The organism is Streptomyces sp. NBC_00353, from assembly GCF_036108815.1.
Lineage (GTDB): Bacteria > Actinomycetota > Actinomycetes > Streptomycetales > Streptomycetaceae > Streptomyces.
This window is the reverse complement of the sequence record NZ_CP107985.1, coordinates 2321271-2340628: the sequence shown is the minus strand read 5'-3', so window position 1 is coordinate 2340628 and position 19358 is coordinate 2321271. Positions and strand designations below refer to the sequence as shown.

16 protein-coding genes are annotated in these 19358 nt (G+C 71.5%); 5 read left to right on the top strand and 11 right to left on the bottom strand.

Annotated features, from left to right (window positions below):
* Window positions 1-11: 11 nt before the first annotated feature.
* The 7 genes from OHA88_RS10955 to OHA88_RS10925 all read right to left on the bottom strand — a co-directional run bounded on the left by OHA88_RS10955 (window position 12) and on the right by OHA88_RS10925 (window position 11406).
* A complete protein-coding gene (locus OHA88_RS10955) occupies window positions 12-1994 on the bottom strand; it encodes a hypothetical protein (protein WP_328625329.1) in 1983 nt (660 codons plus the stop codon).
* Window positions 1991-3151, bottom strand: coding sequence for a VWA domain-containing protein (locus tag OHA88_RS10950; RefSeq protein WP_328625328.1), 1161 nt, complete (start codon window positions 3149-3151; stop codon window positions 1991-1993). Before OHA88_RS10950 ends, OHA88_RS10955 begins: the two co-directional genes overlap by 4 nt.
* Window positions 3148-5565 (bottom strand): DUF5682 family protein, encoded by a 2418-nt coding sequence (locus OHA88_RS10945; RefSeq protein WP_328625327.1) that lies wholly within the window; start codon window positions 5563-5565, stop codon window positions 3148-3150. The genes OHA88_RS10950 and OHA88_RS10945 overlap by 4 nt, the downstream gene beginning before the upstream one ends.
* The gene (locus OHA88_RS10940; RefSeq protein WP_328625326.1) at window positions 5565-6737 is read right to left on the bottom strand and encodes an ATP-binding protein; all 1173 of its coding nucleotides are present in this window, start codon (window positions 6735-6737) and stop codon (window positions 5565-5567) included. The genes OHA88_RS10945 and OHA88_RS10940 overlap by 1 nt, the downstream gene beginning before the upstream one ends.
* On the bottom strand, window positions 6734-10360 hold the full coding sequence (locus tag OHA88_RS10935) for a DUF4132 domain-containing protein (protein WP_328625325.1): 3627 nt from the start codon (window positions 10358-10360) through the stop codon (window positions 6734-6736). Before OHA88_RS10935 ends, OHA88_RS10940 begins: the two co-directional genes overlap by 4 nt.
* Window positions 10361-10510: 150 nt before the next feature.
* The gene (locus OHA88_RS10930) at window positions 10511-10954 is read right to left on the bottom strand and encodes a hypothetical protein (RefSeq protein ID WP_328625324.1); all 444 of its coding nucleotides are present in this window, start codon (window positions 10952-10954) and stop codon (window positions 10511-10513) included.
* A complete protein-coding gene (locus OHA88_RS10925) occupies window positions 10948-11406 on the bottom strand; it encodes an ATP-binding protein (protein WP_328625323.1) in 459 nt (152 codons plus the stop codon). The genes OHA88_RS10930 and OHA88_RS10925 overlap by 7 nt, the downstream gene beginning before the upstream one ends.
* 206 nt (window positions 11407-11612) lie before the next feature.
* Between OHA88_RS10925 and OHA88_RS10920 the strand changes: the two genes are divergently transcribed.
* The 3 genes from OHA88_RS10920 (at window position 11613) to OHA88_RS10910 (ending at window position 13618) form a co-directional block, all read left to right on the top strand.
* Window positions 11613-12473 carry a helix-turn-helix domain-containing protein gene (locus OHA88_RS10920; protein ID WP_328625322.1) on the top strand — a complete coding sequence of 287 codons (861 nt, stop codon included), beginning with the start codon at window positions 11613-11615 and terminating at the stop codon, window positions 12471-12473.
* A 2-nt stretch (window positions 12474-12475) separates the two neighbouring features.
* A complete protein-coding gene (locus tag OHA88_RS10915) occupies window positions 12476-12718 on the top strand; it encodes a DUF397 domain-containing protein (protein ID WP_030930006.1) in 243 nt (80 codons plus the stop codon).
* A gap of 90 nt (window positions 12719-12808) precedes the next feature.
* On the top strand, window positions 12809-13618 hold the full coding sequence (locus OHA88_RS10910; RefSeq protein ID WP_328625321.1) for an SAM-dependent methyltransferase: 810 nt from the start codon (window positions 12809-12811) through the stop codon (window positions 13616-13618).
* A gap of 71 nt (window positions 13619-13689) precedes the next feature.
* On the opposite strand, the gene OHA88_RS10905 is transcribed toward OHA88_RS10910, so the two are convergent.
* Window positions 13690-14106, bottom strand: a complete 417-nt coding sequence (locus OHA88_RS10905; RefSeq protein WP_328625320.1) for a cupin domain-containing protein — start codon at window positions 14104-14106, stop codon at window positions 13690-13692.
* A 53-nt stretch (window positions 14107-14159) separates the two neighbouring features.
* Between OHA88_RS10905 and OHA88_RS10900 the strand changes: the two genes are divergently transcribed.
* Together OHA88_RS10900 and OHA88_RS10895 are read left to right on the top strand one after the other, a co-directional pair.
* On the top strand, window positions 14160-15125 hold the full coding sequence (locus OHA88_RS10900; RefSeq protein ID WP_328625319.1) for a helix-turn-helix domain-containing protein: 966 nt from the start codon (window positions 14160-14162) through the stop codon (window positions 15123-15125).
* A gap of 71 nt (window positions 15126-15196) precedes the next feature.
* Window positions 15197-15652: a YchJ family protein gene (locus tag OHA88_RS10895; RefSeq protein WP_266999751.1), complete on the top strand. Its 456-nt coding sequence runs from the start codon at window positions 15197-15199 to the stop codon at window positions 15650-15652.
* A gap of 87 nt (window positions 15653-15739) precedes the next feature.
* Here the strand turns inward: OHA88_RS10895 and OHA88_RS10890 are convergent, their stop codons facing one another.
* The 3 genes from OHA88_RS10890 to OHA88_RS10880 all read right to left on the bottom strand — a co-directional run bounded on the left by OHA88_RS10890 (window position 15740) and on the right by OHA88_RS10880 (window position 19168).
* Window positions 15740-17827 (bottom strand): MDR family MFS transporter, encoded by a 2088-nt coding sequence (locus OHA88_RS10890; protein ID WP_328625318.1) that lies wholly within the window; start codon window positions 17825-17827, stop codon window positions 15740-15742.
* A gap of 55 nt (window positions 17828-17882) precedes the next feature.
* Entirely contained in the window at window positions 17883-18722 is an 840-nt protein-coding gene (locus OHA88_RS10885; protein ID WP_328625317.1) for a hypothetical protein, read from the bottom strand.
* 182 nt (window positions 18723-18904) lie between these two features.
* Window positions 18905-19168: a hypothetical protein gene (locus OHA88_RS10880; RefSeq protein ID WP_030980463.1), complete on the bottom strand. Its 264-nt coding sequence runs from the start codon at window positions 19166-19168 to the stop codon at window positions 18905-18907.
* Window positions 19169-19358: the final 190 nt, after the last annotated feature.

Genomic DNA, 19358 nt, shown 5'->3' with positions numbered 1-19358 from the left:
CCGGAGCGCCATCAGCTTTCGGCGGCCCGCAGCTCGCTGCTGACCATGAGGTGGAGCTGGGCCTCCAGCCAGGCGGCGGTCCGTCCGCTCTCCGCCTGCCCGTCCAGCGCGTTCAGGAACGCCCGCAGCAATGCCGCCGCGCGGGCCAGCCCGGTCCGTGACAGGGCGGTCGCCGCTTCGTCGATACGGGACCGGGTCGGGGCGGTCGGACGGGACAGCCCGCTGTGGGCCGCGGCGGCGAGCGCGGATATCGCCTCGTCGAGCGCCGCGGTCAGCGGATCCGGTGAGCGGCTTCCGGCCGCCGCCAGGGCCGTGGAGCCGTCACCGGCGGCCAGATCGGGCACGGTCACCCCGGCCGGGGTGAGCACCGCGATCGGGTCGATGACGATGCTGCCGCCGGAGCGGTGCACCGAACCGCTGATATGCGTGGCGCCACTCCCCAACGCGTCGGCCAGGGCGTCCAGCGCCCCCGGGCACTCCGGGCGATAGGCGGACGTCAGCACGGCGGACGTTCCCGCAGCGTCCCGGACATGCGCTTCGAGACACTGCTCGGCGGGGTCGTACCCGATACTCCCGACCTCGGACAGGGCGACGACCCGCACCGATTCCGCCTCGACCCTCGGGCGGATCAGCCGCGGCGGCCGCCCCCGCCAACTTGCCGTGAGAGCCGACAGGTCGCGTACGAGGAGGGGCTCGGGGAGATCCGTCCACGCGGCGCCGACCGGGGTGATGCTCGTGGTTCCGAGCCGGCCCCGGGCGATCGTCAGGGCGCGGCTCGCGGTGCGCCGGACGCTCTCGCTGACCAGATTGCCGGTGGCCAGCGCGGAGAGCGAAGTGGACAGGACACGGCGGGTGGCCAGCCGGCGCCCGGTGAGCTCCCGGCCGTCGGCCGTCCACTCCCTGCGCAGGACCAGGACCGAGCCCGCGCCGGGGTGCGCGAAGTACACCTCGGCGACCAGGGCTTCGGCCGTGCCGCGGACCCGGCAGCCCAGCGCGGTGAGCCGGACCCGGCGCAGCGGGGTGTCCCCGGCCTCCCGGGTGCCGAGTGCACCGGGTACCGCGGCGGCCCGCTGCCGGGCGTGGACCTCGGTGAGCAGGGCGGCGACCAGCTCGGGGCGGTAGTGGGCGGTGCGGTCGGCGTAGGCCGCGAGCTGGCCGGTCAGTTCGGCGACCGCGCCGGCCGGCCAGTGCAGCGAACCGGCGGTCAGCGCGTCACCGGCACGGGCCAGGGCACCTCGGAGCACCGGTCCGGCATGGGCCACCCCCTCCCTCAGCAGCTCGTCGGCGAGCGCCGCCGCCGCGTCCAGTTCGGGGCGGGCCGTGGGCCGGGCAGTGGGGCGCCCGCCGACCTGGACGGTGGTGGACCGGTCCTCGGTCCCCGCTTCGTCGGCGACCCGGAACGCCCAGACCGCCAGCGCCACCATCTCGTCCCGCACCGCGGCGGCCACGTCCGTCAGCGCGTACGCGATCTCGCCGGGCACCGGGAACCGCACCGTACAGGTGGGCAACTCGACCCAGGGCTCCGGACGCTCGGCCGTGGGGCGGTGCACCAGGGCGCCGTAACCACGCTCGAAGGTGCGACGGGCCGCGGCGAGTGTGCGGGCGCCGAGAGCATCGGCCAGCGCACGGTCGTCGGTGGAGCCGGGGGACCAGTCCGTGACGGGGACAGGGACCGGGGCGCCGTCCGCACCGGCCCCGGCATCACGCTGATAGGCGAGGACGAGTGCGACGAGGTGGCGGCACACGCCGGGGGCGGCGCAGCTGCAACTGCCCTTGTCCAGACCGACACCGGGCGGAAGGACCGCGGTGATGCCGTCGTCGAAGCGAGCACGGACCGTGGTGTCGGGCTCGGTCGTGAGGCTGGGCGCGGTGCCCGCGTCCAGCTCCTTCGTGGCCCGTTTGACCAGGCCGCGGTTGGCGAGCGCGCTGAGCGTGTCGGGGGTGAGGGCCAGCAGATCGGCGCGGGACACGGGCCCGGTGGTCGTTTCGGTCATCGGCCCAGCCTCTCGGCGACGAATTCGGCGAGCCGGCCCGGTGTCATCGCCCCGATGTGTGCCCCCGCCTCGGCGAGCCGACCGGCCAGCTCGCGGTCGTAGTCGGGGTTCGCTTCCTCGTCCAGAGCGGCCAGACCGAGCACCGTGCTGCCCTGCTGCACCAGCCCGCGCACCGTGCGCAGCAGCCGGTAGGAGTCGCCGCCCTCGTAGAAGTCGGTGATCAGCGCGACGATCGTGCGGCGAGGGTTCTCCACCAGATCCGCGCCGTACTGCACGGCCCGCGCGATGTCCGTGCCGCCGCCGAGCTGGACCCGCATCAGCAACTCCACCGGGTCCGACACCTCGGAGGTCAGGTCCACCACATTGCTGTCGAAGGCGACGAGGTGCGTCTTGAGGCCCGGCAGCCCCCACAGGCAGGCGGCCGTCACCGCGGAGTGGATCACCGAACCTGCCATCGAACCCGACTGGTCGACCAGCAGGATCAACTGCCACTGAGTGAGGTGGCGTTGGGTGCGGGAGTGGAAGTGCGCCCGCTCGATCAGGAGTCGCCGCTCCGCCGGCTGGTAGTGGGCGAGGTTGGCCCGTACGGTCTGCCGGAAGTCGAAGTCCCTCGCCAGGGGCACCTGGCTCGGCTTGCGGGAGCGGGTGCCGTGGAACGCCCGGCGGACCTCCGGCTGCAGCTTGGCCAGGAGCTCCTTGACCACCGACGCGACGATGCGCCTGGCAAGCCGCAGCACTTGCGGGTTCATCAGGTGCTTGGTGCGCAGCACGGCCCGCAGCAGTGTGGGGCTCGGCTCGACCCGCTCCAGAACCGCCGGGTCGGTGACGATCTCCTGGATGCCGTACCGCTCGACGGCGTCCCGCTCCAGTCGCTCGATGGTCTCCTTCGGGAAGAGCCGGTGGATGTCGTCGAGCCAGTCGATCGCGGTCACCGGCGAAGGCCCGTCCCCACCGGTGCGACGGGTGCTCGTCCCCGAGCGGCGCACCCCGCGCCTGGCGAGGTCGGGGTCACGGCCGTAGAGCCAGTCGAGCGCCGCATCCTGCGCGGCGTGGCCCTGCCCCAGCGGTCCGGTGTGCCGTTCGGCGGCGGCGCCGAGGATCAGCCGCCAGCGCTCCAGCCCGGCGTCGGGCGTGGTCGGTTCGGGTGTCGTGGTCATGATGCGGCTCCCAGGCCGTAACGGGACAGCACGCGGGACACGTTCTCCTCCAGGGCGCCGGCGCGGGCGATCAGCAGCGGGTCCGCGGTGGTCCGCAGCAGACTGCGCGCCGAGCCGCGCACCCCGCGCCGCTCCAGCAACTTTCCGGCGATCCGCTCGCGTTCACGTGGTGGGAAGAACGCGAAGGCCTGGCGCAGCGCGGGCAGACCCGACAGGAAGTCGCCGTCGGGCAGCGCACAGACCAGGCTGTCCAGCACATCGACCAGCGACTCCGTGGCGCCGCCGTCTCCACCACCGCTCTCCACCGCACCCGTCACCTCGTCACGGGCGAGCGCGAACAGCCCGGCCAGCCAGTCGCCGAGCGCATCCGGGCCGGCCGCCGCCACCGTACGCACCGCCTCGGCCGGATCCGTCGATGTCCCCGGCACCGCTCCCAGCGCCCGGTGCAGGCCGAATGCGGCTCCCCGAAGATCGATCGGGGCGTCCGGGTCACGGCTGATCCGCTGGGCGATCCCGGCGACTGTCGCCCGCGACGCCGCAAGCAACTCCGGCGCGTGCAGCACCGCATCCCGCACGGCGACCACGGCCCGCAACCGGGGGAAGTCCACCCCCGACGCACCGCGCGCGCCCTCCAGGAGCCACAGCAGCCGTCCCGTCGCCCCGTCGATCACGGCGCCGAGCAAGGGGCCGCGCGCCACCCCGTACACGCGGTCGTGCCGCCACAGGCCCAGAGCCGTGGCGAGCACGTCGCCGAGCGGCCCCGGCGTCTTCAGCTCACCGACGCGCGCAGCCAGTTCGGCGAGCAGTTGCTCCGAGAGGGTGCCCACCCCGCACAGCACGGCGTCGAACAGCACCCCGGCCGGCGCGTCGGCCCCGGCCTCCGCGTCATGTGTCCGCTCGGTGAGCGCGGCCGCTGCCGCCTCCGCCAGTCCCGCCCCGTACGCTCCCGCCTCGACCAGCGCGGCCTCGCGCCCCGGCGACGGCCGTGGCTCCCAGCGCTCGGTGAACACCGGGTCGATGCCGTGCTCGGGACCGGCGGTCCGCCCGTGACCGGGGATCCCCAGCACCCGCAGCCGGTGCAGCACCCGGCTGCGCTCCAGATCGGTGGCGTCGGTGAGGTCGAGGCGGTACGAGGAGCCGTGACCGCCGTCGAGCCCCAGCCGGGCGAGCTGCGCCGCCACATCGTGTACGAGCGGCGGCGCCGGGGTCGCGGGATGCAGCCGCCCGGTGCGGTCGCCGCTGCAGGCCGCCACCATCTCGACGACCGCGGGATGGCTGCCCGTCGACAACGTACCCCGGCTCGTCCACGGCAGCGGGCGGTCCAGGTCGTCCGTGATCAGGGCACCCGCGAGACCGTCCAGCACATCGATCCTGGCAGGACGCGGATGGCCGCGCAGCGCGGTGAGCCCCTGGGCCAGACTGCGTGCCGCGATCAGATCGGCGGTGGACACCGGGAACTTCCGGGCCCGCAGCCTCTCGACGACCGTCCGCAGCAGCCCGTCCGCCGCGGCCTCGGGGCCCGCTTCCCACACCTGCTGGTAGTAGCCGGGCGACGGCATGCCCGACTGGTACCCGGCGAACGCGTCCAACTGGCGGAACGAGTACGGCACGAGGAAACTCCCCGCCCGTGCCTCCGCCGGAGGAGCGGGCACCTGCGGCCACCCGTCAGCCCCGAGTGCCCAACCGTCCCCACCGCCGCCGAAAGGAAGTTCGCCGGCAGCGCCGACGGCACCGACAGCCTCGCCAGAGGGGGCAACGATCCCGTCGGTGCCACGGACCCCGGCGAGCGCGCGCAGCGCCGGCTGGTGGAAGCCACCGGTCACCACCAGCACCGGCCGTTCCCCGGCCGCAGCCACCGCCCTCCGCACCCACGCCGCCATATAGGCCTCGCGTGCCCGGTCACCCGCATCGGCCTCCGCGTCCCCGCGCACCAGCGCGAAGTACGCGTCGAGACGTGCGGCGAGACCGTCGTCCGGCTCCACCTCGAACAACCGGTCCCAGAGCGCGTCCGAGGAGTCCACCGCGAAGTGCCGGCAGAGCCGCTCGGTGGCCTCTGCGTACCGGACCTCCGCGTCGGCGTACCGGTTGGCGCGCTCGGCGAACGCCGGATGCCAGGCCGGCAGATCGATGAAGCGGACCTCGGCCCCGGCCGCCCGGCCCGCCCGCAGCGCGACCCACTCCGGCGAGTAGTCGCACAGCGGCGCCCAGGACGTCGCGGCCCGATGCCCGTCGCGGTAGTGGCTGAACACCGCGACCGGCAGCTCGTGCCCGAGCAGCAGCTCGTCCAGCCGGGCGTTCATCTCGGCCGGGCCCTCCACCAGCACATGGGCGGGGCGCAGTTCCTCGATGGTCCGCTCGACGAGCCGGGCGCAGGCGGGGGAGTGGTGGCGCACCCCCAGGAACACGGCGGGCATCAGTCGGCAAGCAGATGACGTGCGTCGTACAGGGCCTGCCACTGCGGGCCGCGGCGGCGCGGCACCTGCTGCTCCAGGTAGCGGCGCAGCCGGGCCAGGTCCTCCGGGCTGTCCTTGGCAGCCGTGCCGGCCAGACACGCCACCACATCGGCCGCGCTGCCCGGCTCGCCGCGCAGGAACCAGCCGCGCACGCCGACGGCATGGGCGACCGAGACCGCCTCCGCCGTACTCATCACGGCCGAGGGCCGGTCCGGGCCCGCACCCGAGCCGTCCGGACCGCCCGACCCGCCACCCGCGCGCAGCTCGCGGAACGTACCGACCAGGACCTCCAGGACGTCCCGGTCCGGTGGCGGCTCCACGCCCGAGCGCCGCAACAGGGTGCTCACCTCGGCCTCGACGAGCGCCAGCTCCGTGTCCAGGTCCGGGATCGGGAACACCGTCTCGAAGTTGAACCGCCGCTTGAGCGCCGCGCTCATCTCATTGACGCCCCGGTCCCGGGTGTTGGCCGTCGCGATCACATTGAAGCCCTGCCGGGCGAAGACCATGCCGTCAGGACCGGTCAGCTCGGGGATCGCCACCACCCGCTCGGACAGCAGCGAGAGCAGCGAGTCCTGCACCTCCAGCGGGCAGCGGGTGATCTCCTCGAACCGTACGAGCCGGCCCTCCGCCATCCCGCGCAGCATCGGCGCCGGGACGAGCGACCGTGTCGACGGTCCCTCGGCGACCAGCAGCGCGTAGTTCCAGCCGTACTTGATCTGGTCCTCCGTGGTGGCCGCGCCACCCTGCACCGTCAGCGTGGAGTCCCCGCTGACCGCCGCCGCGATCAGCTCGGACAGCAGCGACTTGGCGGTGCCCGGCTCGCCCACCAGCATCAGCCCGCGGCTCGTCGCCAGGGTCACCAGCGCCCGGTCGACGAGCGACGGATTGCCGACGAACTTCCGGCTGATGCCCGCGTCCATGTCACCGATGACGAACCTGCGCGCCGCCCGCAGACTCAACTCCCAGCCCGGCGGCCGCGGATCGCGGTCGTCGGAGCGCAGCGCGGCCAGCTCCTGGGCGTACCGGACCTCGGCCGGGGGCCGTTGCACGGACGGCCCGGCCTCCACACCGACCGACAGCCCGCCGGCCTGGCCTTCCGGCACCGGCTCCGCATCCGTCCCCCGTACGCTCATGACGCGACGCCCTCGGTCAGCTCCGTCAGATCGGCCAGCAGCTCGGAGACGGTCACCGGGTCGAGATCGGCGAACCGCAGCGGATAGGTGCGCAACGGATAATGGTCGTTGGGCTGATCGTCCAGCCACACCGTTTCGAGGGTCTGGTCCGGGAACATGTCGACGACCCCGACCGCGATGCCGCTGTCCAGCGCGATCACCAGGCAGACGTTGTCGGCGAGCTGCTTGGAGATCCACCGCTCGACCCCGGCGTCCTGCGGCACACCCCGCTCCCAGCCGCGCCGCTCCAGCCCGAGCACCTTGCCCGTCGGCACCTTGAGCCCCTCGAACCGGGTCAGCCGGTAGCCATGTGCGTCTTCGTCCGCCAGACGGAACACGGCGCGCCCCAACTGCGGGAACGGCTGCAGGATCTCGTAGTCCGCGAACACCTCGGACCAGTCGTCGAGCTCCTCACCCAGCGCCATCGGGTGCGCGATCCGTACCGCCGCGCCGTCGGCCGGCTCGAAGGGGTCGTCCTCGGCATTCGCGAACGTACGGTCCTCCGCCACCCGGAACGCGGTGGTCACCCCGTCGGTCTCGCTCAGCCACACCAGCCGGCGCACGAGGTGCCAGAGCAGCGGGTGGCGGAGGAACAGCTCACGGAACTCCGCCGTCGTCCAGGAACGCTGCGCCACCATCGCGGCCTCCAGCCGCCGCACCTGGTCGGAGGCGACCGTCCGCACATCCTTCTTCAGCGCCATGAACCGCTTGCGCTCCGCGGGGGCCAGCTCCGCGTCGTCCCGCGCACCCGGCATCGGCAGATCCTTGCGGCGCTTGCCGTCACCGTCCAGCACATACGGCCGCAGCTGTTCGTCGAAGCCGACGGTGAAACGGCGGGTGCCGTAGTCGACGACCGTCGAACCCCCGGCGTCCAGCCCGAAGTCGGGCACCAGCCGGTCGGAGAGCTGCTCGCCGGTCAGCCCCAGCCCCGAGGCCACCTCGGCGATCTTCTCCTGGGCCCGTACCTTCAGCGCCTTGAACTTCACGCGCTGCGAGATGCCGTGCAGATGCAGCAGCGCCACATCGGTGCCGATGGCCGCCAGCACATCGAGACCCTCGACCGCCCGGTGATGTGCGCCCTCGCCGGGCCAGGCCCTGATGACCGGTGTGAGACTCCGTACCGTTCCGTCGTCGCCGAGCAGCCCGAGAGCGTGCAGCGCCCAGGACTCCTTGGCGGGCATCCCGGACAGCCGCCACTGCTCGAACAGCGCCCAGGCGAACGCGGCGAGCGACTCCGGCTCCGCCGTCTCCCTGAGGACGGCCACCCCCGGATAGGTCTCCCCGGGCCGGGACAGCGCCAGGAGCATCAGGGCATGCCGGACGGACTCCTCCGGCAGCGCGCCGCCGGTCCTGACCCGGATCTGCGGTAGCAGGGCCGGCTCCGCCCACGCGGGCACGACGGGCATCCTGGCGGGCAGCGCCCGCTCCAGCGGGTCGGCCGACAACAGCTCGTCGATCACGCCTGCCGCCCCGGCGCCGTATCCGGCGGCGGCCTCCCGCACCACCGCGTCGCCGTGGACCGCGGCGATCTGCAGCAGGGCCTGCTCGGCGGCACGACGACCGGCCCCGGCCTTGCCGACCGCGTCCGGCACCAGGTAGGCGGCCGCCGTGGCGCCGTGCCGGACGAACCAGGAACGGGCCGTCGTTGCAACCGACTTGAGCCGTATCGACCAGTCCGCCATGTGCCGCGCCACCGCAACATCCACGTACGGCAGGAACAGCGAGGCGAGCGAACCCGGCTGGTGGGGTGCCGCACGGAGCAGCACCGGCAGTGCGTCGAGCCCGAAGCGGGCGGCGACCGGCTTGAGTGTCTCCTCGGCGTCCCACAGATCGTCCGGGGCCCATTTGCCGAGCCACGGCCGGACCGTCTCCTCGGGGCCGTGCAGGAACATCCAGGCCGGCTGGAGGCTGGTCAGCGTCTCCGTCGCCGCGTACGAAGCCGCCTGCTCCTCCCAGTACTTCGCCTCGCCGTGCGTGTGCTCACGCTCGCGGTTGTGCCAGGTGCGGCAGGAAGCCCACTTCTCCTTCTCGCCCGGCAGCCAGGCGATGCCCGGTTCGGCCTCGGCCGTCAGCCCGTCGACGACCGTCGTGCGGGTGGGCTTGCGCGGACGGGACCACGGAGGGGAGACCAGCAGTTCCGGCAGCGTCCGGGAGGAGGCGTCGGCGACCCGGCCGACGGGGTTGAGCAGCGGATCGACCAGCGCGGCCAGGTCGGCGTCGAGCGTGGGGAGCACCGTCTCCACCAGCTCGCGATGGGCGCCGATGTGTCCGGCGAGCAGCAGCCGGGTCGACTCGGCGGAGCCCGGTCCCGAACCGTCGCGCACGGCTGCGGCGAGCAGTCTCAGCGCGCGTACCGGGTAGCGGTGCGCGGCCTTGAACAGCGCGGCCCGGACATGCTTCGCGTCCGAGTGGGTGAGGAGAAGACCGAAGGCCTCGTCCGACGGGAGCTCCACGAGGGCGTTCGCGATCAACTTCAGATAGTCGGTGTTGTAACGGTCGCTCATGCGGCCCGCCAGCAGCGGGGCGACCGCCGTTCCGATGCCCTCCGCGACCGTCCCGATCAGTGCGACCGACCAGCCGACGCCGGGCCGCTCCGCGAGCTCGCCGACCTGCTCGGACGAGTTGAGCGAGCAGAACACCATGGAGCGCAGGGTCTGGTCGCTCTCCGCGATCACCTGCGGGTTCGCACAGAGCTCGGCCGCCCACTCCGTCTCGCTCGGCACCAGGTACGACACGACGATCCGGCGCACCGTATCGTCGCGGCACCCGGCGAGCGCGGCGACCGTCGACCGGTAGGCCTCCTCGTCGGCGTTCGCGAGCAGGGCGCGGATCCGGTCGGCAGCCGGCCGGCGCGCCCCCGTCCAGTACCCGTTGCGGGGGCCCGTGAGGGCCTCGAGCCACGGGTCGTACCGCCGCGTTCCTTTCTGGATCCAGTGCGCCTCGACGGTGAAGAGCTCCACGGCGGCCCGGGCGGCGAACGGCAGCCCGTACGCCTCGGTCCAGCTGTCCGCCCATGCCGCCTGTGTCAACGGGTGGAGGCCGACCACGGCGGCGAGGACCGCCGCCCCGACGGGATCGGGACTGCCCGCCAGATGCGCCCGGGCGGACTCGACGAGCCGGTCGTCGCTGCTCGGAGCCGCCAGAAGCTCGGCGATCCACCCACGCTCCTCGGAGAGCCTGCGCTCCACCGCGTCCAGCGCTTCCTGTGAGGCCTTGCCCGCAGAGCGCCGCACACCGCCGCGCCGCGGGTGCAGCTGGCGCCGCCAGGCGGCCGGCAGCTCGAAGGTGTCCTCGTCGGGCAGCGCACCCACAGTCGCGTCGGCAGCATCGGCGGCCTGCGTGAGGGCTTGTTCGGACGTTTCGGCGGCCACCGTGGCCCGGCCCACCTCCCGGTAGCCCTTGCGCTCCTTCTCCGCGATCGTCCTGAGGACCTGATCCCGCGCGGCGTCCGCCGACGCGTACTCCTTGCTCTGCGTGCGCCCGTCGCTTCCGCACCGCCCGTACCGCACCGTCACCACGGCGCCGTCGGCCCCGGTCTCCCAGAACTTCGATGCACTGCCCTCGACGTACTCCCAGCGCCGCACCGGCCCGCCCCCTTCACACCTGGACAGCCCGCTTCGCGGCGGGCTTCTCGATCAGTGCTGCCACACTAGAACCCGCCACTGACAACGCAGCGTGACGGTGCACCGAGCGGGAAAAATACCAGGTCGGGGGCGTAGTGAAGGGGTTTGGGGTCAGCCGGCGGGCACCGCGCGGGGGCCATCGGTCACTGCCCAGGACGGTGTCACGCCGGTGACTTGGCACACCATCAGGAACAGCGGAATGGGCGGGGTGTAGGGCGTACGGCTGTCGGGCGCGTGGATCAGCCGCGGCCGCGTCGCGGGGACGTACGCACCCCTGGCGTACGCGACCTGCGCCGGCCAGTCCAGTTCGAGGTCCGAACCCGCCGGGACGATCCACCACCAGCGGTCGGCGTCCGCGAAGACACAACCGGTGCGTGGCAGATGGGACAGCAGCCGGAAGCCGTGTGCGGCCGGGACCCCCACCGCGTCGCAGCCCAGACTCGCCGACAGTGCGGGGGGCACCGGCAGCTGCACCCCGCCGTCGCCGGCGCCGGGTGGCTGGTGCTCACGGGAGCGGCGCGTTCCGAGCAACTGGGACATTGCGTTCCTCAACATGACTGCTCCGTGCCGTACGGCAGTTCTGCCCAGACGATGCGGCCCGAGCCGTCCCCGGCGTCGCGGGACCCCCAGGCGCTGCTCATCGCGTCGACGAGCAGCAGGCCGCGTCCGTGTTCGTCGTCGGCGGTGCGGCGCAGCTTCGGGCCACCGGGCTGGTGTCCTTGATCCTGTACGGCTATGCGCAGCCGTCTGTCGAGGCGGTGCAGCTCGCACACGACGCGAGCGCTCGCGGTGTGCACCACCGCATTGGTGACCAGTTCCGAGACGATCAGGACCGCCGCGTCGTGTGCATCCGCGTCCAGCCGCCACTCGTCCAGCCGGGCCCGCGTCAGCCGCCGCGCACCGGCCACCGATTCCGGGTGGGCGGGCAACGCGAAGCAGTACCGGAGCGCTTCCGTCCCGGGGCTGAGGTCGACGTGCCGGGGGATGAGCGCACTGCCAGGTGCCACGACCGATTCCTCACAGTGGGGGGCTGCGCCACGCTCCGCATCCCGGGGGGAGGGAGCGGGCATGACTAAGTGAACTGGTTCACTCACCAACTCTCCCCCTGTCGCGAACACTTGGCAAGGGGCACTCTGAAAATTTCAGAGTGACTGTGTCTTTGAAGGCATACGCATGGCACACTGCTCGCAAACAGCGCATCGGGAGGTCTGAAGTGAGCGAACCGCGGTCCGCCCCGACCGTGGGTCAGGTCGTTCTCGGCAAGCGCCTGCAGGACCTGCGGGAGCGTGTCGGCCTGAGCCGTGACCAGGCTGCCAAGGTGCTGCGGGTCGCTCCTGCGACGATTCGCAGGATGGAGACCGCAGAGGTCGCTCTCAAGATCCCCTATGTGCAACTGCTCCTGAAGGCCTACGGGATCGCCGACGGCGAGGCCGACTCCTTCGTCGAGCTCGCCGAGGAGGCGAACAAGCCGGGCTGGTGGCAGCGGTTCCACGACGTCCTGCCCGACTGGTTCAGCATGTACGTCAGCCTGGAGGGCGCCGCAAGCCTCCTGCGCATGTACGAACCGCACTTCGTCCCCGGACTCCTGCAGACCGAGGACTACGCACGTTCGGTGATGCGTACCGGCGCCGTCGGCCAGACCCGGCCCGAGGACATCGAGGGCCATGTGGCGCTGCGGATGGAGCGGCAGGCACTGCTGACACGCCCGGACGCCCCGAAGCTGTGGGTGGTGATGGACGAGACGGTCCTGCGCCGTCCCGTCGGCAGCGCCGATGCCATGCGCGAGCAGACCGACCGGCTGCTCCAGGCGACCGAAATGCCCAATGTGACGCTGCAGATCGCGGAGTTCGCCACCGGCCACCACCCCGGCACCTATGGCCCGTTCGTCCTCTTCCGTTTCGCCGTCCCCGAACTGCCCGACATGGTGTACAGCGAGTACCTGACCGGCGCCGTCTACTTCGACGCGCGCCCCGAGGTGGCCTCCTACCTCGAAGTCATGGACCGCATGGCGGCTCAGGCCGCAACTGCACAACGCACGAAGGAAATCCTCCGGGACTTCCGCAAGGAGCTGTGATGATCGACCCCATATACAACGGCATGCCGGCCGCCGAACTCGGCTCCGAAGGCTGGTACAAGCCGTGGAGCGGCGGCAACGGGGGCAACTGCGTCGAGGCCATGAGGCTGGCCGACGGCAGAGTCGCTGTACGCCAGTCCGCGGATCCCGACGGCCCCGCCCTCATCTACACCCCCCGTGAGATCGCCGCATTCATCCAGGGCGCCAAGGCCGGGCAGGCGGACTTCCTCCTGACCGGAACCTGACGCGGCCGTACCGGACCCTGAAGAGCCGGCGCCTGTTCCGCGCCACACGTCATTCTCTGTTCGCCGATCCACGGACCCAAGGAGCGCGCTATGACCGGGCACGAGCCGCAGCCCATCGAGATCGACACCAGCAAGCCGCATCCCGCCCGGATGTACGACTGGTTCCTCGGCGGCAAGGACAACTACCCGGTCGACGAACAGATGGCCCAGCAGCTCCTGGCCCTCGACTCACGGGGCCGTGACATGGCCCGGGTCAACCGCGCGTTCATGCACCGCGCCACCCGCTGGCTCGCCGAGCGGGGCGTACGCCAGTTCCTCGACATAGGCACCGGCATCCCGACCGAGCCCAACCTTCACCAGATCGCACAGCAGACCGCCCCGGATGCGCGCATCGTCTACTGCGACAACGACCCGATCGTCCTGGCGCACGCGGCGGCCCTGCTGCGCTCCACCCCCGAGGGCGCCACCGAGTACATCCAGGTCGACGCCCGCCGGCCGGAGGCCATCCTCGAGAAGGCGGGCAAGGTCCTCGACTTCAGCCGCCCCATCGCGTTGTCCCTGCTGGCGCTGTTGCACTTCCTCGACGACGAGGACGGTGCGGCCGAGCTCGTCGACCGGCTCGTGGCGCAGCTCCCCTCGGGCAGCTATCTGGTGCTCTCGCACACCACCGGGGACTTCAACCCCGAGGGTGCGGCCCAGGCCTCCGCCATGTACAAGGCCCGCGGGATGACGCTGCGTCCGCGCTCGCATGCCGAACTCAGTGCGTTCTTCGACGGGCTGGAGCTCGTCGAGCCGGGCGTCACCCTCTCCGCGGACTGGCACCCGGAGCTCGGTGAGGTCATCGACGTGCCGGGCGACGAGCCGATCCCGGGATACGCGGGTGTGGCCCGCAAGCCCTGACTCCGAGCCGCACAGCTCACTTCGGCTCAGTGGACCGACAGCAGCCCACAACCCTGCTGTCCCCGCCGCTTTCAGGTCTTCAGCACGTGTCCGGATGTCGCCTCGACATGGTCGGGCACCTCGTCGTGCCGGTCGCCCACCGATGACGTTCCGGACGGCTCGAACAGCAGGAGTGACGCACCGGCCGCCGAGTACGGCCGGTGCCACGTGGTGCGCGGGACGACGAACACCGCGCCCCGGTCGAGGGTGACCGTCCGCTCCCCGCCGGCCTCGCGCAGCGCGATGTCCAGGGCGCCGTCGAGGACGAGGAAGAACTCGTCGGTCTCCTCATGGACGTGCCAGACATGCTCGCCCCGGACCTTGGCGACCCGCACGTCGTAGTCGTTGACGCGGGTCACGATGCGGGGGCTCCACAGCGCCTCGAATGTCTTGAGGGCATCGCTCAGCAGGATCGGGTCCGGGCCGGCCGTCGCCGTGTGATCGCTCATGCGTCCCATCCTCGGCGGTGGACTCCGCTTCGGGCGAGTGCTACGAATCGCACATGGCGCAAGAATCCTCGCACCGGGTCGTGATGATCGTCTCCGCCGGCTCCAACCCGTTCGAGCTGGGCGTGGCCACCGAACTCTTCGGGCTGCGCCGCCCCGAGCTGCCGGTGCCCTGGTACGAATTCGAGCTCTGCGCCGCGACCCCGACCGTGCGCATGCACCACGGCTTCTTCCAGCTCACCGGAGTCGCCGGACTCGACGCCGTCGACCGGGCCGACACCGTCATCGTGCCGAACCGCCCCGACCCGGACACCGACCCAGACCCGGCCGTCCTCGACGCGATCCGTCGCGCCGCCGGCCGGGGTGCCCGTCTGGTCAGCTTCTGCACGGGTACGTTCACGCTGGCCGCGGCCGGTGTGCTGGACGGCCGCCGCGCCACCACCCACTGGCGCTGGGCCGATGCCTTCGCCGCCCGCTTCCCGCAGGTCCGCCTCGAGCCCGATGTGCTGTTCGTCGACGACGGGCAGATCATCACCGCGGCGGGCAGCGCCGCCGCCCTCGACACGGGCCTCCACATCGTCCGCGGCGACCACGGCGCGGAGATCGCCGCAGCCGTCAGCCGCCGGCTGGTCTTCGCGGTCCACCGCGACGGTGGCCAGCGGCAGTTCGTGGAGCATCCGCTGCCCGACGTGCCCGACACCTCGCTGGGCCCGCTGCTCGCCTGGGCCGAGGAGCGCCTCGGTACGGAGCTCACGGTGTCCGGCCTTGCCGCGCACGCCGCTGTCAGCCCTGCCACCCTGCACCGCCGTTTCCGTTCCCAGCTCGCCACCACCCCGCTCGCCTGGCTGACCGAGCGGCGGATCACCTTCGCCTGCCGTCTGATGGAGCGCGGCGAGGAACGGATCGACGTGGTCGCCCGCGTCAGCGGACTCGGTACGGCGACGAACCTGCGGGCCCAGCTGCGCCGCCGTACCGGGCTCACCCCCACCGAGTACCGCCGCCGATTCGCAGGGACACGATGACGCACCGGTCCGGTACGGCAGCGTCCGCCCTGGTGCACCTGCCCGGTCCCGTCGCAGGTCACAATGGGGCCATGTCCCGACGCAGCTCACGCCCCCGGCAGACTTCCGCCGCGCGTACCCGGATCGCCCCGGCCACCGCGATCACTCCGGCCTCGCCGTGCCCCTGCGGCCTTTCCGCCACGTACGCCGACTGCTGCGGTCGACTGCACGCCGGGGCCGCCGCGCCGACCTGTGAGGCGTTGATGCGTTCGCGGTACGCCGCGTTCGTCGTCCAGGACGCGGCGTACCTGCTCCGCACCTGGCACCCGGACACCCGGCCGCCGGTCATCGACTTCGATCCCGCAATGCGCTGGGTGCGCCTGGAGATCCTGGCGACGACTGACGGCAGCGCTTTCCACACCACGGGGACGGTCACCTTCCGCGCCCACTACACGGACAACGGCCGGCCGGACTCGCTCCACGAACAGAGCCGATTCGTCCGGCACGATGGCGCCTGGGTCTACTCGACGGCGGTCTTCGCCGACTGATCACTCCGCGATCCGCTGAGCGGCATCACGTCGAAAGTGCTCACCACGACCCTGCGGGCGGTGGAGCGAGCAGGCGGCGCCGGTGTGTCAGGCCGGGGCGGGCACCCGTGACGCACCGGCCGCGTCCGCCGGGGACAGCTCCTGCGTCAGGTCCTCAGCCAGCAGCCGTTTGGCGATGACATGGACCGCGGCCCGCAGCTGCTCGTCGTCGGGGCGGGCACCGTCGTGGTCCACTTGTTCATTGAGCCAGGCGCCCCAGGCACGGGAGATCGTCGCCGCCTCCCGGCGGCCCGCCTCGGTGTGCGTGAAGAGATGACCGTCCCCGCTGAGATACCCCTCCTCGATCATCCGGTCGAAGACCGGCACCAGCACCTCGGGCGGAATCCGGTGCCTTGTCGCGATCAGACCGAGGCCCGCATGGCCGACCATCCGGGTGAACAGCTCCACCTGCATCACTGCCCAGGCGCCGGCCATGTCGAGCCGGGTGTCCGAGGCGGCGACGATCCGCCGGGCCGTGTCCGGGCCCATGCCCCGCAGGATCTTCGCCACCGAGTACTCCAGCAGCTTCGCCGAGTCCCCGTCGTTCGGGGAGGCGAATCCTTCGCCCATGTCGGTCGAGGCGACCCGTGCGGTGTCCCGAAGTTTCACCTCTTTCAGGAAGAGGGCCACGACGAACCCGAGCAGTGCGACCGGCACCGTCCAGAGGAACACGGTGTGGAGCGTGTCCGCATATGCCTGGACCAGCGGTGCGGACTGCCCGGGCGGCAGGCTGTGCAGCCCCTTCGGGCTCTGCGCCGCCTTTGCCACGACTGCGGGGTCGCCGCCCGCCCGCGCCGCAGCCGCGACCCCTTGGGTCAGGTTCGGCCCAAGCGCGTTGGCGTAGATCGTGCCGAAGACCGCGGTGCCGAAGGAGCTGCCGAGCGTACGGAAGAACGTCACACCGGACGTCGCCGTGCCGAGGTCCGCGTAGTCGACCGTGTTCTGCACGGCGATCGTCAGCACCTGCATGGCCAGCCCGATGCCGACACCGAGCACCAGCATGTACAGCGACTCCAGCCAGACCCCGCTTCCCGGACCCATCCGGGACAGCAGGTACAGCCCGGCCGCCATGATCAGCGAACCGATGATGGGGAAGATCCGGTACCTGCCGGTCTTGCTGACCACATTGCCGCTGAAGATGGAGGCCGCGAGCAGACCGATGACGAGCGGCAGAGTCCGCACGCCCGACAGGGTCGCCGAGTTCCCGTCCACGAACTGCAGATATGTGGGCAGGAAGATCATCGCGCCGAGCATCGCGAAGCCCACGATGAAGCTGAGGACCGAGCAGACGGTGAAGACCGGGTTCCGGAACAGCCGCATCGGCAGCATCGGTTCCTTCGCCCGGAACTCCACGAGGCAGAAGAGCGCCAGCGCGACGAGACCGCCCGCGAAGAGACCGATGATGACGGGCGACCCCCAGGCGAACTGATTGCCGCCCCAGCTCGTCGCCAGGATCAGGGCGCTCGCACCGATCGTCACCAAGGTGATGCCCAGATAGTCGATGACCGGCCGCCCGGCCGCCTTGACCGCCGGGATAGTCCGGGCGGCGGCTATCACCACCACGATCGCGATCGGCACATTGACGTAGAACGCCCAGCGCCACGAGAGATGGTCGGTGAACAGCCCACCGAGCAGCGGCCCGACCACCGTGGCCACCCCGAAGACCGCACCGATCGCACCCTGGTACTTGCCGCGTTCGCGCAGCGGGATCACGTCGGCGATCAGCGCCATCGAGGTGACCATCAGCCCGCCCGCGCCGATGCCCTGCAGCCCTCGCCAGATGATCAGCATCGACATATTGGTTGCGAGACCGCACAGGAAGGAGCCGGTGATGAAGATGATCGCCGAGACCTGGAAGACGATCTTCCGGCCGAAGAGGTCACCGAACTTTCCGACCAGGACCGTCGCCACCGTCTCGGCGAGCAGATACGCGGTGACCACCCAGGACATATGGGCGGCACCGCCCAGATCCGAGACGATCGTGGGCAGCGCCGTGCCCACGATCGTCTGGTCCAGGGCGGCCAGCAGAATCCCCAGCACGATCGTGATGAAGACGATGTTCCGGCGACGCGGGTCGAGCACGGGTGGCGCGGCGGCACTCTGCGCGGCGGGGGCGGTCTCGCTGGCAGTGGTCACGCTTGCACCCTCACATCGGCCCCTGCCTGCCGCATGTGGGGGACGGCCGGACGAGTCAGCGGATCAGCTCGTGTACCGACGTTTTCATCCTTGCGACGAACGCCTCCCGAACCGGCTCCGTCACCCGGTCGAGCGAGAGGTACGGATTGAGGTCCTCCAGCTCGACGAGCAGCAGCTCGCCGTCGGCCGTCCGGCAGGCGTCGATCCGCTGGATGCCGTGGGCGAGAGCGTTCCAGTCCACGAACCGCCGGGCGAACTCCAGATCCGCCGCCGTCGGCCCGTACGGCTCCAGCACCCAGCGCCTGTCGGTGTGCGGTGCGTACAACGCGTACTGGAAGTCCCGGTCGATGAAGTAGAAGGACACCTCGTAGCTGAAGTCGATCTTCGGCTGGACCAGCACGGTGCCGACCGGTTCGGCGGCCACCTCGGCGGCGAGCAGCTCCGGTGCGACGAACCGCAGCCCGACCGAGTCCGCACCGAGCTTCGGCTTGATCACATACTCCGCGGCCTCGGGCAGCAGCCCCAGATCGGCTGCCCGGTCCACGGTCGCGATCACCGGATACTTCGCGGCACTCAGGTCGACCAGATACTGCTTGCCGGCCATGTCACCGAGTCCGGTGAGCGGGTTGTACACCGGCACGTTCCGCTCGCGTGCGCGGGCGCAGAACGCGTCGTACGCCTCCTGGTAGTGCAGCACCGGACCGCTGTTGCGTACGACGACGACGTCGAAGCCGTCCAGGAGCGCGGCCGCATCCCGCGGATGGCAGAGTGCTACGTCGAACTCGTCGCGGAGCCGCGAGGTCAGAAAGATGTCCTCGTCGCAGTAGCGCCGGCCGCGCGCCTCGTAGGCAAGATCGGTGACGAAGAGGACGGACGGGCGCGGACCGGCGGGCATGGCGTTTCCCAGGGGGTGTGTGCGAACAGGGGATCGGTGGCATTGCTGCCCGACATTCTCTCCTGGTCCGCTTCACCCTGGTCACCGCGGTCCGACCGGCGGCCGTCAGGCCGGCCGATGCGGGTGCAGATGTTCTCCGTGGTCCCGTGGATCACGTGCTGCCGATGTCGGTGGCGTGGCAGTCACCAGGAGCTGCCGGGACGCACCGGCAGCCCGGGGTGGTGGGCGGCGAGCACCTTGTTGGCCCGGGCCAGCTCGGACAGGGCCTGCTCGCGGTCGGCCTGGTCCTCGATGCCGAGCCGGGGGCCGCGGAACCTGCGGACCTCGCGGGCGGCGCACTCGGCGTCGAACTCCGCCTGCACGATGTGCGGCGGGATGCAGGACCCGATCAGTGCGGCGACCCGGTCCGGGATCGGTACGGGGACTAGGAGGTGCGAGGCGGTCATGGGGGGTTTCCCTCTCGGATGGTTGACCAGGAGGTGGTGCTGGGCGGCCGCCGGATGAGCGGTCGACTTCTCCTTATGTAACGGGACGCAGTTCCGGTTTTCTCGTTGAGAACGTCTCCGTCTGGCAACCGTTCGGGAGTGACCGGCTATTTTCCCTTACTCGTAAGTAAGTTGACTCCTCGTGAGGTAC